Raw genomic sequence first — 16,332 nt, forward strand, 5'->3', positions numbered from 1 at the left:
GTTTACCCAACCAGTCTATGGGGTTTCATCCAAAAGCAGCACGGCCATTGCCTATAGATGAAAAAAATCACCGTGACAGTTGTCCATCACAATAATTTTAAAAATAAAGGCTATCCCTCAGCCATAGTATCATGGTTTGGGGATAGCCTCATAATCGTGGTGAGCTTCTACTAGCCTTATTTCCCTGATGCTTCCAAACGAGTTTGTGCGAAACGCCAATTGATAGAGTCATAGGATGGCAGCTCCCCATCTGGCCCTGTCAGTTTTCCGTTAAATTCACCGTTCGCGTTTTGAGTTACGGTCGCTTTCCACCATCCGCACTCGCCTTTTTCGTAATTGAAGGTTTCACCGTCATCATCGTACAGCAGACCTTCACCAGGCTCACTGCCAAAATGCACGAGCTCCAGCGCAACCCGAGTTCCTGCGTGCGGAACATGCGGCAGGTCCGGCATCATCGGTATGACCGATCCGCTTTTGACAAATACCGGAATTTGCTCCAAGCTTGCATGAATCCGGATAACTCGTCCTCCCGTATAACGTTCACCTGTCTCCAGTCCATACCAGATTCCAGACGGAAGAAGAACATCCCGCTCCCATTCTCCTTCGACGAGTGGAGCTACCAGCAGGGCATCACCAACCATAAACTGGTCATCCCACTCTCTGGCTTTTTTCTTGCCGTAAGCACCATCAGTTGTATTCAGGATAGATGGCTCGGCATCAGGTCCGCCAGCTTCTGCTTGTGCAATCTCAGCAGCAGATATGGCAAATGGCATCGCTCGGAAAGGCGGTATCCCCTGCTCACGGTAAAGGGCAAAATTGGAATACAGATAAGGCAGCAGTTTCATCCGCAGCTTGATATAATGGCGAATAATTCCTTCCACTTCCGGGTAGGACCAAGGCTTCGTGCCATCGCCCCAGGCATTAAGCATCGCAAGAGATGAGAAGCATACCGTTTGCATCCGCCTAACCCAGTCCTCCGCATTACGGGCTCTACGCACCTCCGGTGTCCACAGCAGCCCGCTGAAAGAGGAATTACAAACCGCGCGGATAAACTGCTTATGGTCATACAGGTCCGAATAGAGCACATAAGGCATCGATGAAGCTGCCCCATTGGAAGCTCTGACAAGTCCATACGTTCTCTGATTACGGCTATGGTACAGATCGTAAGTCATTTTTTGAAACATCAGGCCGTATATTTGCCTCATCTGTTCACCATCCATACCGGAAGGAAACTTGGCGTGTCCAGGGAACATCCAGGAATTGTTCGTCAGTTCGCTGCCATCACATTCATCCAGCTTATAACCGGATACACCGATCTGAACATGCTGCTCATCGTGTTGAGTTTTATACAGCTGCTGTGCTTCAGGCAAGGAGTAGTCCGGTGCAAGCCCACCCCAAACCGTATGACTGCCTGAAAGCGGCTGCAGCTTCGAATAGAGCTCGGTTTCCGGCGATACAAAAGGGTGCTCCCACAGGTTCACATGAAAGCCGTTATGCTCAAGCTGTTGGACAAATCGCTCCGGCTCGGGAAACCTTGATTTCTCCCATTCATAAGTTACCGGATAGCTGTGGCTATGCCAACCAGGTTCAAGCCCTATCACATCGCAGGGAATATCATGCTCGCGAAACTGTCGCGCCTCCTCCAATACCTCTTTTTCGTTAAACAACGTTGGGACACGGTGCCAGAAGCCAAGACCCCACTTGGGCGGAAGCACACCGCCACCACAGTATAAGTTGTATCTGGATACAACATCGGAGAGAGTCGGACCGCCAAACACATACACATCAGCACCTTCAGCTGGAATTTGAATCTCTACCCGTGAAGCAATCGGTGTAGCTTTCCAGCCCTTATCCGTGTTGCGGTTGCGGATCTCTGAACGGTCTGTATCCTCCTGCTTCAAAGTAGAGCCGCAATGGATCGTTACGATCCGCGATGTATCCACCCACACACCGTAGCCCAGATCGCTCACGTAAAAAGGCACGGGAGCATGCGTTTCGCCTGTATCCTGCTTGGGATCACTGTTAACGCGCAAATAACGTGTTCGTCCCCGCAGATTCATTCTTAATAATTGAAGCCCCGTACCATACAGCTTCTCCGTTTGGTTAAGTGGAAAAGACAGAATATGTCCGCTTCTCGCTTCCTCAAGCTGAATGCTTTCCCAGGCAAATGGCGGTTGGACCGCCGGCTTCTGGCTCAATGCATCCGTTCTAGGTGAAACTCCCATCCAGGTAAGTGGTGTGATCGCTTGCGGATCTCCAATCGTGAAGCGCCATACACCTGGTGCCGCTTCTTCCCATGCTTGCATGTTCATATGAATCCCCCGTCTTCTCAATAATAGGTGCTTTTATATTGTTGGAACCTTAATGGCAGTCGTCGTGCCGGTCTCACTGGACAGCTTCGCGTAGTGAACAAGAGCCTGGGTTTTCAAGTAATCCATGCCGCTCGTTTCGGCTTCACGCCCCTGCTGCAGCGATGCGATAAACTCAGCCAATGTATCGGTTTCGTCAATACCGCTCAAGTCATCAACGATTGTGCTCTTACCGTCCTTGATAATCCTGATTTCCTTGTTGGTTAATTCCAGGGCACCTTCGGTTCCCTCAATCCGCCAATTGCCCCACCATGAGGTTTCTGTACCTCTCGCAGCTATTGAGGCGTTATAAGTCGCTATCAAGCCACCCTCGAGTTCGAGTAAGGCATAGGTATTGAGGACAGCGCCTTCCTCTTTCCAGCCGCCTATCGGGTTGTACAGTCTGGCTTGCACCGAGACACCTTCTCTTCCGCTAAAATACCGAAGCATATCAAAATGGTGAACACCGATATCATCCAGAACACTCACCGTATATTTGCGCTCCACTTGATGAAACCGATGGAACTGCACATCCAGAGTGGAAATGCTTCCAATAGCACCATTATCAAGAAGCTGCTTCATTTTGCGTATAAAAGGGAGCCTGCGGTAATTTTCTGCAATCATGAACGGAATGTGTTCCCTCGCTGCACGAGATACAATTTCAATCGATTCTTCAAAATCAAAAGAAATCGGTTTCTCGCACAAAACAGCAAGCTTTCGGTCAAAGGCTGCGTTATTCACTCGCGTGTGGATCATCGGCGAGGTCACATTAACCAGAAAATCCACCTGTTCGTTAAGAAGAGCTTCCTCCAAGGAAGCGTAAAAAGGAAACGGATCATCGTTCATCTTCTCTTTCATCGCTGGATCAACCTCAACGACCGCAGCCAATAATCCTTGATCTCTAAGCCGCTTATACCAACCGAAGCCTGCAGCTCCCAAACCAACCAATATTGCTCTCATCGTTTCCCAATACCTCCTATGTCTGATACCGAAACCGGAAGCTTTTGAGTGCATGCCTCCGCTTACCTTTATTGCTGATTTTTGTGATGATTCGGACCGGCATGGCACCATACGGTTACAATAGGATCGTCCTCACTTGAAATCAGATGGTGATCTTCACCGGGCTCTACAATCACGATATCCCCGGTGGTAACAGGAATGAGGTTGCCATTGAGCTCCATCATTCCGCTTCCTTGCATAATAACAAAGGCTTCACAATCCCCGTGTACATGATAATCCCTACCATCCGGACCGTCATGAGTATGACTTCGTTCTCCTCTCGCTGAGAAAGCAAGACCCCCTGAAGACAAATACGCCCCCGGCATAACATCCTGCAAAATGTGGCCGCTCCCGATATCCCGTAAATCGCTTATACGCAGCTTTTTCATTTGTTATTCCTCCCATATGTATTAAATCTTGATCTTTTTCCAAGCGCCTCGTTGAAACCTCCAGTAAATGAGCATGGAGCGTACAAATTGATCAATAGCTATCGCTATATATAAACCGATGATTCCCCATCCAAAGCCGTAAACCAATAAGTAACTAAGTACAACCCTCACGCCCCATACTCCTATTAAAGTAGAGATCAGAGGAAACCGCGTATCGCCCGCTCCTCTAAGCGCACCACCCAGAATGAATTGGGATATTTGTGAGATTTGGATAAGGCCCACGATTCTCAGTGCCCAGGTACCCTCAAGGATGATCGCTTGATCGCCGGTATATAAGCTCAGAATATTCGGAGCCAATAGTACAAAGGAAGCACCCATCACTCCACCAACCCACATACCGTATTTTCGAATTTGCCATACATACATTTCGGCAAGCTCGATTTTTCGTACACCCAGGGTCTGACCGACTAGCGTAGAGGCAGCGATGGCAAAAGCAAATCCAGGCATAAACGACATCCCGATTATACTTGTCACAAGCTGGTTGGCAGCCAGTGAAACCGTTCCCAAACCTGCACAGATCTTAACGACTGTCATGATCCCAAGACGCATGATTAATTGCTCGATACTAGACGGGATACCGATCTTCAGCATACGAGCCATGACGCTTTTATGAACCCGCTTGACATCCCCCCATCTAATTTGTACTGCAAATCTTCCGCTAATCATGACCACGACCAAGCAGATCAGGGTTAATGCCTGGGCAAATAGAGTAGCGATCGCCGCTCCAGTTACCCCCATTTCCGGAAAACCAAGCTGGCCATAAATAAGCACAAATGTCAGAGCAATGGACAAAACGCCCGAAAACACATTAATCTTCATCGGGGTTTGCGTATCCCCTGCCCCGCGTAAAATGGCAGAAAGCGTTGAAGAAATGGAAGAAAAGCCTATAGAAAGAAAAATTATCCTTGCATAAGGCAATCCGTATTGAATCACTTCTTCATTAGCTCCCATGACACGCAGCAGCACATCCGAATAAAGAAAGGTAAATGAAACCACGATTACAGACAATATCGAGCCGAACAGCAGGGATTGTCCCGCCGCGCGGTTGGCTTCCTCCCTATTTCCCGCACCTGAGGAACGGGCCACGATTACGGTTGTGCCTGTATTTAAGGCCGCAAACAGAACCATCATCAACATATACGGTTGGCTTGTCAGACCCACTGTCGCCACGGCAGCAGCTCCCAAACGTCCGACCAGAATCATTAGCAGCATTTGTGTGACATTGAGCAGCAGCATCTCCGCCAAGGAAGGCCCTGCCAGCCCGATAATCATTTGACGAATGGCTTTCTTATTGTGCGGATCGATCAGCACAAAGTCATTTAGAGGCTTCAGTGATGGTTCAGCGCCGCCTTCAAGCTTCTTTCCCGAAATCATGTCTGGCACCCCTTACCTACAAAGCTAGCCTCGTATGCCTATTATAAAGAATAGTTTCACGATCCGGGATGGCAAAACTTTAACGGGGTTGTGTTTTTTTATCATCTCTCTATGAATCTATGCTACGAAGTATTTCATACCTAGTATATCATCTGGCGGCATGTTACTATATATGCAAAATCCGCTGTAATCTTCCATCCACTATAGAAGGAGTCGATAGAGGTGCACAAACAATCTAATGCTCTATCATCTGAGGTATTGGCTTATCTAGATCGAATTGGGTACAACGGCCCGATGGATACAAGTCTGACTATGCTATCCCAGCTACAGGAGTGTCATCTTCATACGGTGCCTTATGAAAATTTGGATATTGTGAACCATCTCCCGCTTTCACTTGCGATTCCTGATCTGTATGACAAGATCGTAGTTCGCCATCGCGGCGGCTACTGTTTTGAGCTTAATGCACTGTTTGGATGGCTATTACGCGAGCTTGGCTATTCCGTGACCGATTACTTTGCCCGTTTCTGGCGTGATGAACCGAATGAGCCGCCCAAACGCAGACACCATGTCCTTCAGGTAGAGGTTGCAGAAAGCCGCTATCTATGTGATGTTGGAGTAGGTGGAGCCGTTCCGTGCCGACCGATCCAGATGATAGAAAATTTGGAGCATCAGCAAGGTGATGAGTGTTATCAGCTGCAACGTGATGCGTATTATGGCTGGGTGCTGTGCGAACAAAAAGGCGATCAATGGAGACGGATCTATACGTTCACTGAAGAACCCCAGCTACCCAAGGATTACCTGATGGCATCTTATTGGTGCGAGAACGCCCCGGATTCTCCCTTCACCAAGGAAGCAAAAGCCGCCATGCGTACAGCAGCTGGCCGTCATACACTAGCAGGATCAGAATTTCGCAGTTTTTCTGAAGACGGTGTTCAAATATACATACCACAAACACAAGAAGAGTATGCCAAGGCATTGCAAACCTACTTTGGAATTGTAATCACATAGCAAGGTTGAAGGACTTTCTGGCGTGCTTGAGATGGTCAAAGTCCAAAAAATCCCCATCCAGCAGCTGCTCTTAGAATAGCTTTAGATTTTGGTGCCATACTATAATGTTGTCACTCAAAAATGTGGAGGCTATTACATGAACATTCAAAGAGCACAAGAAATCATCGCTTCACCCACCATGGTTAACGTAACCTATCAGGGGGATCAGATCTATATTCAAAACGTTGATGAACAGACGGAAATGGCTAGAATCTATACGCTTGACGAGCCTGAGAAGGAATGTACGGTCCCCCTGCACAATTTAATTGAACAATAAAAACACGCAAAAAAGTCGTCTCCGCTACGGGGGCGACTTTTTTAGGTTAAAGCCAAAAAGACCTCTCAGGCTCATTCCTAATTAAAGAAATGGAGCATAAGAAGGCTTATAGGATCAGTAATTTGCTTTATACTAAATCAATCGTTGGCAGTTCATTTACAGACTTTACTGGCGGATCTATAGCTTGCCCATTGTCGCGAACCAATGTGTAATATTCATAGTTACCGATAACTGTGTAGTCAGACTCCATAACACCGGGATAAGCACGATTTACCGAATACACCTGACTCTTGTGAGCTTGCAAAGCCTGACCCTTGTGGATGCGATAGTCGCTAATATCGACTTTACTCGTGATGAGGCACTTATTTGACGGTCCCGAGTCCTGACAATGATCATAATAATGCGGAATCGAAGTATACAAAAGTCTCGGAAGCTTGGAAGCAGGATACTGCTGTTCTGCTAAAATGACGGCTTTCTCCGTTGCCAGTGAAATCGTAATGTGATCTGCATGACCAGTAACCCCATCTGGCGGGAACGTCACGATGACGTCGGGCTCGAGCTCTATGATCGTTGTGCGGATTCGATCAACCAACTGATCCATATCCTGTTCGATTAAACTTCCATCGGGATAACGATATAAAATTAATTGGGCAACTCCCAGAATCGAGCAAGCCTTTCGCAATTCTTCTTCACGGTGCAGGGCCAACTGCTCTCGAGAAGCAAATTGGAACTCTCCTGATTTGCCCTTACATCCCGACGTGGCGCATAGCAAGATAACCTCATGTCCAAGGTGATGAAGCTTGGCTATAGTTCCCCCAGCCGCAAAAGATTCATCATCTGGATGAGGAAATATAAACAGCAATTTTTGTTGCGAATGGTTGTTCAATTCCTTCAGCTCCTAGCCTATGTTTCTGATTGATGGAATGTGGACTTCAGATAAGATAATCCCATCGCCATAACACCGTAAATAGGGTCTTTCTTTGCCGTATCCAGCTGAGCCAACGGAGCAAATTCTTTAAGCTTGTGGATTAAAATATCGCCAACCAGGTTTTCGTTTTGCAAGACGCCACCCTGTAAGATCATCGTAAACGGTTTTTCCGTTAATTGCAATTGCTTAATGACTGCACGGACACCGAGAAATAATTCATGACCGGCATCAGTCAAAATATTCACAGCTTCCCGATCACCCGAGGACGAAGCCAGGCTAACCAAACGGGACAGCTCACCTAATTTTTCTACTGAATAATCTGAGCTGTACACCCAGTTAAATAAGTCCTCTGCATCACTCATGCCCAAATGAGGGAAGATCCATTCTCCAAGCCTTGTCGCCTCCCCTCTTCCGTCATGTGCTTTAAGAATAGCCTTTACCGCTTGTTTACCTATCCAATAGCCGCTGCCTTCATCTCCAACCCGATGACCCCATCCGCCGGCTCTCGAGGTTTCACCGCGTTCATTAATACCGAATACAATCGATCCGGTGCCAGCGATGACAAGGATTCCGGGTTGTCCTGCTGTCGCCCCTAGCAATGCCGCAAATCCATCATTTTCTACGACTAAATGCTTAACCTGAATATGCAGGTGCTCCAGAACTTCTTGCACCAAGCCCATAATAATCTGCCTGTCATAAGCTGTATCCAGCCCTGCCAATCCAAACACTGCACATTCGATTTCGATTTCCGTGTCACTCACGGAAGCTTCAGCACCTTTTCTTAAATCCACTATTGCTTCCTGTATGCCGCTGATTAATTCCAGCACGACAGCGTCCCTGCCGATCCCTTGATAATTACAAGAGCCAGCCTTTCCCTGTCCCAACGTATTGCCCATTGCATCCATGAATACGACAAGACACTTTGTTCCTCCCCCATCAATGGCAAGGAGAGGAATTGTCAATTTCCCCATCAGGCTTCACTCCACCCATGAATCACTTGGTCCAGATGTTGAAGGGCACGCTCATTGTTCCCCTTCGTTTCATGCAGCCATTGAAGATGGGACAATTGCCGGGTTTTCCGCTCTTCAATCATTCGCTTCATTTCCTTTGGACTTGGGCCACCCGGTAAAGAACGAATTTCCACAAAATGGATAGGGTCCAACGCCTTGCGTAATGTATCCACTTGTAATGACACATCGCGCCCGATCACCTGCTGAGCGATTTCGTTAACCAAAGGCAATGTAATCTCATTAGCTGCCAGCCCGTCAGATAGTGCCTTTTTCACAACGCCACTGACAATATGATGAGCTTTTCTAAAAGATAAACCATCCGTTCTGACCAAGGTGTCAGCCAGCTCGGTGACAGTTGCAAAGCTTTTTTGTGTACGCTTGAGAAGTACCTCTTTGTTTACTTCCATCGTTCCGATCACAGCCGCTAATAAACGGTACATTTTATCCATAATATCCATACTTTTCCATGTGTAAGGCTGCATATCGTCTTCTGTATCTACAATATCACCGAATGGTGTATTATGAATCATCGTCAAGACCGTGTTCGTATTTCCCACGCAGCTGGATAATAAAGCACGCATATGTTCCAATGAAACTGGGTTCCGTTTTTGCGGCATGATCGAGCTGATTTGGACATAAGGAGCCGCTACCTTTAACACAGCAAACTCTTGGGTGCACCATAATAAAAGATCCTGTACGACCCGCCCCAAATTGATCGCCGCCAATTGAATGGTCGTTGCGACTTCTCCTAAATAATCAGCTCCGCTAATCGCATCATACGAGTTTTCGATAAGCTCATCAAAGGCCAATAATTCCATCATCTTGTCCCGGCTAACGGCAAAACCGGATGTGGTCAATGCTGCTGCTCCCATGCTGCTCCGATTACAATTGGCATAGGCCGCCATCATACGGCGAATGTCTCGATTCAATGAATCAACTACCGCCATGATGTAATGAGCGAGTGTCGTAGGCTGTGCTTGCTGTGTATGGGTATAACCAATCATGATCGTTTCCACATGATCCTGAGCAAACAAAAGCAGATGTTCCTTTAAATGAAGAGCAGAGGAAAGAGTGATCAGTAATTTCTCTCTCAGCACCATCCGGTAAATGGAGATGCCCATATCATTGCGACTTTTGGCAAGATGCAGATTACCAGCAACATCACCTGCCAGCTGCAGCAGCTGATCCTCTACCTGGAAGAATAGATCCTCGAATTCGCCCGTATAGCTGGAAGTGCGCAGAGCCTCCAAATCAATCTCACGAATGGCTTTGGCTATTTGCTTCGCATCGTCTTCCGTAATCAATCCTTGCTCCTGGAGCATAATTAAATGTGCTTTATTGATTGCCATCATGGGGCCTAATAAATGCTCCTTGGCCTCGTTATATGCTGGCTCCAACACGACTTCTGTATAAGTCTTCCCTGGAAAGGAGGTTCCTTCCGTTTTCATTATTTCTTCACGATATCCCATGCTGCTCATCCTCTCCATTTGTTCCATTTCTCATTTCCAACCATTTTTTGATAAGCTTATTCATATTTTTGGCTGCTTCATCCACAATCAATTGGCCTGCTTCCAGGGATGTTTGCTGGATTCTCCCTGTATAGCCATCCCAGCCTTGCGGCGTTCCTTCTACTAATACATAAGGCAAGGAAGATAAAGGAGGGCATGAATCTAATTCCAAATCCGATTCCTGTACGGAAACCAATTCAGGACAAAAGGCTTTGACGGCAGACATTTCGTAAGGACCACCGTGTCCTCTCCCCGCGGTTCCTTGAAAAATACCCATTTGCTCCGTAAATTGAATAGTTGCCATCTGCCACCAGTTGATTAAGAGAAAGCTTGCATCTCTGTATTTACCTGTAACTGACTCTGCAACCGTTCGGGAAGGTCCCATATTGGCATCATGAGCATTTAACAAAACGATATTGCGTATGCCCAACTGACAAATTCCTTCTACGATGTCTGATAAATAGTCTATGAAGACAGATGGACGAACAGATACCGTACCCGAATAGTGTTGGGTTTTCCCGGGACAAGCAGTGAAGGGGATCGTCGGATAGACCAATGGCCTCAGAGCAGGATCAATCCGCTCACCAAAGCCCTTTGCCAAAATAATATCGGTTCCGAGTGGAGAGTGTGGACCATGATATTCCACAGATCCTAACGGAACCACCGCAAATTGTACCTCTTCCATTACCCGACTGATCTCTCGCCCGTGAACGTTTATTACATTCATATTCCCCTTAAACCTCCGCATCTTGGTACATTTGGAGGAGCCTGCAGCAGGCCCTCCAAATGGTAACTTGATTATTGCTTTTGGCTAATCATATTGACGAACATTCGGATCGAGCCTGGAACCAGAGATGGAATTTCACGATACCAGACCAATGTGCTGTAAGTATATATGCCTTTTCCGTATGGAGCAGTTAAGAAGGTGCCCGTAAATTCCTTTTCCCCCGGATCTCCGTTGGAAATCAGCTCGGTATATTCCTTGCCCCATTCTGCAGGATTGTAGGCTGAACGATCTTGAATCCAATTGTTCCAATCTGCTGCCTCAATTTTGTTCGGATAATTAAACATCGAATGATCCGGCGCCAGCATCGTTACTTTAGAACTCTCATCAGTGACTCGCCATTGTATAAGCGGCTCCCCGATCTTGATTGGATAAGGCGCGAGCTCCGGCTTCCATTTATCTTCAGGCTTATGGTATTGAACAACAAGGTTCCCCCCGTTTTTCGCATAATCCAATAACCGCTGATTGCTTGGAATTAATTCCGGACGGAATGCGTATGCACGAATGCCAAGAACGATCGTATTGTATTGGGATAAGTCCCCAAATTGAATATCCTTCGCTTCCAGCTTCACGACATCAACACCCAATTGACGCAAATACTGATCAATATTGTCAAATCCGCTGGATACATAACCTACTTTCAGGTTTTGAGGAACTGCCAGATCGAAAGCCTCGATCTTGAGCTCCGCAGGCTGAATCAGGTACGTTTTGCCGATATGCGGATATTCGATCACTTGAGCACCTCGCGTGCTTTCAACATCTCCACTCTTAGCGACTGCCATAATCGAGTATTTGCCTGTTTCTACATGAGAAGAGGCTTTAACCGAAAAGGCAACCGATTTGGTTTCGCCCTTAGATGCAAAGTTTACTTCTTCTACTGCCGGCTCAACCGTCCATCCTTCCGGTACATTCAAAGAAATAGCTGTCTTGGATGCACCTGGCGTATAATTGCGTACCGTTACTTTCACCGGAATCGGTTCTTCCGTCTTTAATGTATTCAATACCGTCGCGCTTGGACTGAGTGACATGGAATACGGAGGTAAAATGGCAACTGCATTCTGCGGAGTCACTTTTAGCTTACTCACCGTATCAAACGCTTGATAGGCTACATCAGCATTAAGAATAGAAGCGTCATACGGCTTAAACTCTGCTGCGTTTGTAGGTACAGTCACATCAAATGTAGTCGAAACCGTCTGGTTGTAGCTAATACGATCAAAGCTATCTGCTCCCGCCGGTTTTACTGTCCAGCCCTCAGGAACATTCAAACCTAAGCGAATTTTAGTCAATTCCACGGAACCGCCATTAAAGGCAGATACCACGACTTTAGTCGTTTGGCCCGCTACCAGTTCACCTGTAGCTGGCGTCACCTTGGCAACTACAGATGCCGCTTCCATACTGGCTTTATTCAATTGTCCTTCTTTGACATGAAGTCGGTATAATAAGTCCTCTTTGGTTGCTTTGTTCAGGTCAGAAGCAGTTACATCATTGATAACATTTTGAACATCTGCTTTCATTTCATGCACTTCGCGAACAACCTTGGCAAAGGTTGGATAGGCTGCAATCACCTTATCCGCATCTTGTTGAAGCACGCGCAAGCCCTTGGTTACTTTATTGCCCTTATCCACGGATTCAACTTCCTTGGCCAAATCCTCAAAGGAATAAGCAATACCATCGAAGAAGTTGTCTTCTTTATCCTTGGACTTAACAGTAGCTGCTTCCAGCTTGTAGTAATTGCTGAATAAATCCGGCTTCACAGGACCTTCATCATAGTTCTTGCCCATGCCTTGGCTTTTGTGCATGAACCGCGACTCTTCCCCAAGCTGTAAATAAGAAGCACCATAGATTTCATCATAATCGCCTATCGGCACAATTACGCTATAATCCTTGGAATTAGCAGGCAAATACAGCTTCTTTATCTGCCAAGGCTGCAACCCTTTCTTCAGGTGTTCAGGGTATATATCCGGGTTTGCAGCATCTTTAAAAGCTCGAACCGTAATCACATTGATCGCTCTATGATGTCCATGCGTTGAGTTCTCATTTAAAAATGATGGAATGATGACATCCGGGCGCAATTCACGTATTTTGCGAATCAATCTTTCATATACCACGGAATCGCCCCATTTTTCCAAAGTCTCATCTGGACTTTTAGAAAAACCGAAGTCAAAAATCGCGTCGTTGATGCCTTCACTCAGCATCCCAAGTGTAACGTTGGTGACCTTGGACGCTTCTTGCAATTCACGGGATCTGATAATACCCAAGGCATTACCTAATTCACTGCCAATTTCGTTTTGCCCACCTTCTCCACGATTCGCAATAATGCTGGAGGTGTTCACTCCTTTTCCCAGGGTGAGGTACGCAAGTGTAGCGCTATGCTCGTCGTCCGGATGGGCACCCGTATTCATGGCACTTGCAATGGTCGTAAGCGGTTTGATTGATTTCCATAGATCGGCTATTCCCCGGTCTGCGTGAACAGGCTGAGTCGCTGCAAATGAGAGCAGTAGACTTCCAGCCATTGCCACACTCGTGACAGTCGCAAACCACTTTGAGACAGACTTCCGTTTACTCAATCTTACTCCTCCTTGTGTCATCCAATTTTCTTCAACGCAGGAAATCGTCATTCCCTCCGCTATATCATCACGTGGTAGCGAACACTGTAGCCCAGGCTTACGCAGAAAGTTTGCTAACGCAAACTTTTCAGTGTTCCCACGATATGACCAACATTACAAGGCTGTACCTGCTTTATCTCCTGCGATTTTCCTTGAAATGAAGAGAACAATGATGATCAGGATGATTTGCAGTACACCGTACGCACAAGCAGTACCAAATTCAAAGGAATACATTCGCTGAAAAATTTCAACTGAAATCGGGGTCGTTTTACCAGTAAATAAGAGTATTGAAGAGACAAATTCACCAATCCCTTGCACAAACGCAAGCAGCGCTCCCGCAAGAATACCACTTAAAGCCATCGGAAATACAACTCGGCGGAAGCTATACCACCATGAAGCACCTAAATTGCGGGCCGCCTCTTCTATAGAACCATCCATTTGCATTAAGGTGGCTGATGTGGAGCGGAACACTAACGGTAAATGACGAACAAAATAAGCAAGCGGAAGCATCCAGAAGCTGCCGATCAATACCTGATTAAAGCTGAATATCGTGGGCTCGCTAAACGCTGTGATCAAGTTCACACCGACCACCGTTCCAGGCAAAGCCCAAGGAAGCATAATGAGCACATCCAGCAACGATTTCCCCTTGAATTTCATGCGGACCATCGCATAAGCAGCCGCCACACCAAAGATAATATTCCCGATCGTCGCGATGGAGCTCATCTTAAAGCTGTTGGCAATCGGGCGCCAGGTCTTGCTATCCGTAAACAGCTGAACATAATGCTTCCATGTATACTCTGGAGGAAGAATTTGCGTAGTCCAGGTTCCATCTGTTGAAAAGGATATGAGAACCAACACTAGAATCGGCAGAAGTAAAATAACAACGCCAAGGAACGAAAGAATCATCGCTACATATTTGCCGGCAGCGCTCTTCACTTCTGTTCGGTGAACGCTTACCCCTTTGCTCATGTTCTGATAATTGCGCAAGCCTTGATACCAACGCATGACCATCAGGAACACGATGGAAACTACGGATAGAATGGTCGATTGTGACGCTGCCATATCTAAATTCCCATTCGTTCTGGACAAGTAAATCTGCATCGTCATCGTTCGCTCGATTCCAAAAATAAGCGGAGCTGTATAAGAAGCCATCGCAACCATGAATACAAGCAAGGATGAAGCTATTAAAGCAGGTGTCAGCATGGGCAGAATGATTCGCCGCCATACATAGATCCGGCCTGCCCCAAGACTGGATGCAGCTTCTTCTAATGAAGGATCAAGCCCTTTGATCGCGGACGAAGCCGTCATATAAAAATAAGTGTACATCGTAAAGGTATGTACCATCAGCACGCCCCAAATGCCTTTTAAGGAAAAAGGAACCTGATCCAGATCAAATAACAGCTTTAACGACCGGGGGATAATGCCGCTTTCCCCGTACAGAAAAGTAAAGGACAAGACACCAACCAAAGGCGGCAGCGCCATCGGAACCATCACCAGCACGGCGAGGATTTTCCTCCCCGGAAATTCGTAACGTTCCAGCAGGAAAGCCATGGCGACACCTACGATCGCACACGTGATTACACTCAAAACGGATATGTAAATACTAGTCCACAAGGCTTCGAGATTGGAGGTATGCTCCAAACTAAAAAATTTAATGTAGTTCTTCAACGAAAACTGATCTTCCAGCTGTATACTTTGGAGAAAGGTTTGGAACAAAGGATACACCACATAAGCTAAAAGCACTAGAAACAAAGGAGCAACCAGAACATACACAAAATGCCGTGATGTGGTTATAACTGTCCAAGAGAGAACAGGCTTGGGTGACGGTGATTTCAGTGTTGGTTTCATCATTCGCCTCCCATCTATCCTACAAAATAGATACTTTCTTTCGGAATGAAAAAAGCGATCTCTTCTCCACGTTGGCGAATCCGATGTCCTTGATTAACAAACATCGCTTTCAATTGCATCGTACCGATTTGAGTCATATAATTTACACTTATGCCCGTGAATTCAGAAATCGTCACATTTCCCTTAACCACATTTTCCTGCTGCAGTTCCTCGGAACGCACTTCAAGAACTGATTCCGGGCGTATGGATGCCGTGATGCTGGCACCTACCTCAAGCTTGCAGGCTGGCGATGAATGGTGAACCAAACCACGTAAAATTAATTCCGGTGAAAAACGTACAACGACCTCCTCGCCCTCTATACGTTCTACCGTTCCCTCCCATAGATTGGATTCACCAATAAACGAAGCAACGAAGCGGTTCACAGGACGATTGTATATTTGCTCAGGCGTTCCTATTTGTTGAACGACGCCTCCCTGCATAACCATAATCCGGTCAGACATGGACATCGCCTCGGCCTGATCATGGGTAACATAAATCGTGGTTATACCGAGCTCCAGTTGAAGTCTCTTGATTTCCAATCTGGTTTCTTCTCTTAACTTGGCGTCTAAATTCGATAACGGTTCATCCAGCAGCAAAATTTGCGGCTCAATGACAAGTGCTCTTGCCAAAGCGACCCGCTGCTGCTGCCCGCCTGACAATTGATCGATGCGACGATTTCCGTACCCGTCCAAATGGACTTGTTTTTGTGCGCGCTCCACTCTTTGAACAATTTCCGATTTGGAAGTTTTCCTGACCTGGAGACCAAAAGCAATATTCTCAAAAACGGTCATATGGGGAAATAACGCATAGTTCTGAAAAACCATCCCGGTATTTCGTTTATTCGGAGGCAGGTTTGTTACATCCTGATTGCCAAAAAGTATACGTCCGGCACTCGGAAAATAAAATCCGGCTATCATGCGCAGTGTTGTTGTTTTGCCGCACCCGCTCGGCCCCAAAAAAGTAAAAAACTCTCCTGGTTTAATCTCAATATGGACGTCAGCAACTCCCTTTACATTTCCAAACTGTTTGCTTACATGATCCAAGGTTACATCAATCAAACTCGGTTCCCCCTTCGATGGAATTCCGGACGAAGAAACATCTCCGCCCGGATGAAA

At 46.6% G+C, this 16,332-nt stretch carries 13 protein-coding genes; 2 read left to right on the forward strand and 11 right to left on the reverse strand.

The window, feature by feature from the left end:
* Positions 1–176 precede the first annotated feature (176 nt).
* From LRL21_RS03805 to LRL21_RS03820, 4 genes are all read right to left on the reverse strand, one after another.
* Entirely contained in the window at positions 177–2,312 is a 2,136-nt protein-coding gene (locus tag LRL21_RS03805; protein WP_240414428.1) for a TIM-barrel domain-containing protein, read from the reverse strand.
* A 33-nt stretch (positions 2,313–2,345) separates the two neighbouring features.
* On the reverse strand, positions 2,346–3,308 hold the full coding sequence (locus LRL21_RS03810) for a Gfo/Idh/MocA family protein (protein WP_240414429.1): 963 nt from the start codon (positions 3,306–3,308) through the stop codon (positions 2,346–2,348).
* 68 nt (positions 3,309–3,376) lie between these two features.
* Positions 3,377–3,736 carry a cupin domain-containing protein gene (locus LRL21_RS03815; protein ID WP_240414430.1) on the reverse strand — a complete coding sequence of 120 codons (360 nt, stop codon included), beginning with the start codon at positions 3,734–3,736 and terminating at the stop codon, positions 3,377–3,379.
* 21 nt (positions 3,737–3,757) lie between these two features.
* Positions 3,758–5,170 (reverse strand): MATE family efflux transporter, encoded by a 1,413-nt coding sequence (locus LRL21_RS03820; RefSeq protein ID WP_240414431.1) that lies wholly within the window; start codon positions 5,168–5,170, stop codon positions 3,758–3,760.
* A 222-nt stretch (positions 5,171–5,392) separates the two neighbouring features.
* Here LRL21_RS03820 and LRL21_RS03825 point away from each other — a divergent pair, with 222 nt between their 5' ends.
* Both LRL21_RS03825 and LRL21_RS03830 read left to right on the forward strand, forming a co-directional pair.
* Positions 5,393–6,178 carry an arylamine N-acetyltransferase family protein gene (locus LRL21_RS03825; protein ID WP_420832422.1) on the forward strand — a complete coding sequence of 262 codons (786 nt, stop codon included), beginning with the start codon at positions 5,393–5,395 and terminating at the stop codon, positions 6,176–6,178.
* 136 nt (positions 6,179–6,314) lie between these two features.
* Positions 6,315–6,494, forward strand: a complete 180-nt coding sequence (locus LRL21_RS03830) for an H-type small acid-soluble spore protein (protein WP_240414432.1) — start codon at positions 6,315–6,317, stop codon at positions 6,492–6,494.
* Between the two features lie 127 nt (positions 6,495–6,621).
* Here the strand turns inward: LRL21_RS03830 and LRL21_RS03835 are convergent, their stop codons facing one another.
* The 7 genes from LRL21_RS03835 to LRL21_RS03865 form a co-directional block, all read right to left on the reverse strand.
* Entirely contained in the window at positions 6,622–7,380 is a 759-nt protein-coding gene (locus LRL21_RS03835; RefSeq protein WP_240414433.1) for a PIG-L deacetylase family protein, read from the reverse strand.
* Positions 7,381–7,397: 17 nt separating this feature from the next.
* On the reverse strand, positions 7,398–8,393 hold the full coding sequence (locus LRL21_RS03840; protein WP_240414434.1) for an N-acetylglucosamine kinase: 996 nt from the start codon (positions 8,391–8,393) through the stop codon (positions 7,398–7,400).
* Positions 8,393–9,901 (reverse strand): argininosuccinate lyase, encoded by a 1,509-nt coding sequence (gene argH, locus LRL21_RS03845; RefSeq protein WP_240414435.1) that lies wholly within the window; start codon positions 9,899–9,901, stop codon positions 8,393–8,395. Before argH ends, LRL21_RS03840 begins: the two co-directional genes overlap by 1 nt.
* Positions 9,888–10,667, reverse strand: a complete 780-nt coding sequence (locus tag LRL21_RS03850; protein WP_240414436.1) for a creatininase family protein — start codon at positions 10,665–10,667, stop codon at positions 9,888–9,890. The genes argH and LRL21_RS03850 overlap by 14 nt, the downstream gene beginning before the upstream one ends.
* Positions 10,668–10,738: 71 nt before the next feature.
* Positions 10,739–13,291, reverse strand: a complete 2,553-nt coding sequence (locus LRL21_RS03855; RefSeq protein ID WP_240414437.1) for an NEW3 domain-containing protein — start codon at positions 13,289–13,291, stop codon at positions 10,739–10,741.
* A 153-nt stretch (positions 13,292–13,444) separates the two neighbouring features.
* Positions 13,445–15,178 (reverse strand): ABC transporter permease, encoded by a 1,734-nt coding sequence (locus LRL21_RS03860; protein ID WP_240414651.1) that lies wholly within the window; start codon positions 15,176–15,178, stop codon positions 13,445–13,447.
* 14 nt (positions 15,179–15,192) lie between these two features.
* On the reverse strand, positions 15,193–16,275 hold the full coding sequence (locus tag LRL21_RS03865; protein ID WP_240414438.1) for an ABC transporter ATP-binding protein: 1,083 nt from the start codon (positions 16,273–16,275) through the stop codon (positions 15,193–15,195).
* Between the last annotated feature and the right edge of the window lie 57 nt (positions 16,276–16,332).

The organism is Paenibacillus periandrae, from assembly GCF_022458865.1.
GTDB classification, from domain to species: Bacteria; Bacillota; Bacilli; order Paenibacillales; family NBRC-103111; genus Paenibacillus_S; species Paenibacillus_S periandrae.